Source organism: Paenibacillus ihuae, from assembly GCF_001368795.1.
Classification (GTDB): Bacteria; Bacillota; Bacilli; order Paenibacillales; family Paenibacillaceae; genus Paenibacillus_AQ; species Paenibacillus_AQ ihuae.
Map to the genome: position 1 here is coordinate 1,205,567 of NZ_LN831198.1, position 1,600 is coordinate 1,207,166.

Here is a 1,600-nt window from a genome sequence, read left to right on the forward strand (position 1 = left end):
CCAACAGGCTGACGCAGCACATAGCTGAACTGCTGTATAGCCGTCCCGTGATTACTACAGCTTCGGACGTGCAGGGTACCTTCGCCGCAGATCTGCTGGGCCGCGAATTCGGCTGGCGTGCGGATAGCTTCGCCCCGATGAAAAGTATCAGCGCGGCTATCGTCAACGGTGAGCCAGTTGTCTTCCTGCAGGAGAGCGGAGAGCGGGACTGGCTTCCGGCAGGAGCTGTGCTGCCGGAGCATGTCCGGCTCTGCGCGGACATGCTGGAGCTGCTGCAGGGGCCCCGCAGCGCAGCAATTGTTGTAACCGACCGCCTGCTGAAGCCGGAGGAAGCCGCGGCGCTTGGAGAACGGACCGCCGTGTACCGGCCACGCAGTCTGGTGCTCGGCCTCGGCTGCAACCGCGGAACACCGGCAGCAGAGCTGGAAGCCGTGGTTATGGAAACCCTGGCTGAACTGGGTTTGTCTCCTTTAAGTGTCCGGAATGCCGCAACCGCCGCTATTAAGGGTGATGAAGCAGGACTCCTGGAGTTGTGCGGGAAATACGGCTGGGAGCTCAGCCTGTATTCTCCGGAGCAGCTGAACTCCGTGCCGCTGGACTGTCCTTCGGAGATTGTTTTTAAGGCAACCGGTGCATATGGCGTCTGTGAACCGGCAGCGTTGCTGTCTTCCGGCAGCGGCCAACTGTTGTTGAACAAGAAAAAAAGCGGCAACGTAACAATTGCTGTAGCCAGGGTGAATTTTGCCGGATAAGCCGGATATACCGGTAATGCGAATTTTCGGGATCGGAGGGGAAAGCGGATGGTTGAAAAGGATGAGAGCAATAACCTGACGAATCAGCTGAGCCAGCTGCAGCACCGGCCTCGCCTCATCGTAGCCAGCACCGGCAGCGGCTCGGGCAAAACGACGGTGACGCTGGGGCTGATGCGGGCTTTTGCCCGGCGCGGGCTGAAGGTACAGGGCTTTAAATGCGGCCCGGATTATATTGATCCGGCCTATCATGCTGCCGTAACGGGATATCCTGCCCGCAATCTTGATTCCTGGATGACCCCGGAGCGCTACCTGCTGGATTATTTCCTGCGTTCCTCCGAGAATGCTGAGCTCTCGGTCATTGAAGGGGTTATGGGGCTTTATGACGGTAAAGAAGCAGCAGCGCTGACCGGCTCTACAGCCGAGATTGCGCTTCTCACTGACAGCCCCGTTCTGCTTGTAGTGGATGTGCGCAGCATGGGCCGCAGTGCCGCGGCGGTAGTGCTTGGCTTTCAGCAGCTGGAGCCGCGTGTGCGGATTGCCGCCGTAATGGTGAACCGCTGCGGAAGCGCCAGCCATTTCGGGACGGTCAAAACGGCGATCGAAGCCGCCTGCGGTATCCCCGTTATCGGCGGGTTGCCGCGGGACGGCGGGCTGGACATTCCGGAACGGCATCTGGGCCTGCTGCCTGCCGTAGAGCGCGGAGAGCTGGAGCCCTTGTTTAATCACGCCGCCGATAAGCTGGCTGAGGGTACGGATCTGGAGATGCTGCTGGCTATTGCTCAGTCAGCTAATCCGCTGCCTCTTGGTGCAGCGGACAAGGACTGTTCGTACATAGAAGCTTCATCCGC

Annotated in this window: 2 protein-coding genes; both read left to right on the top strand. The window is 59.8% G+C overall.

Translation table 11 applies throughout. The features are described 5' to 3' along the window. A partial coding sequence (locus AQR02_RS05300) for a cobalt-precorrin 5A hydrolase (RefSeq protein ID WP_054939681.1) occupies nucleotides 1-752 on the top strand: 752 nt, incomplete at its 5' end. A gap of 48 nt (nucleotides 753-800) precedes the next feature. Next, a partial coding sequence (locus AQR02_RS05305) for a cobyrinic acid a,c-diamide synthase CobB (protein WP_082451658.1) occupies nucleotides 801-1,600 on the top strand: 800 nt, incomplete at its 3' end.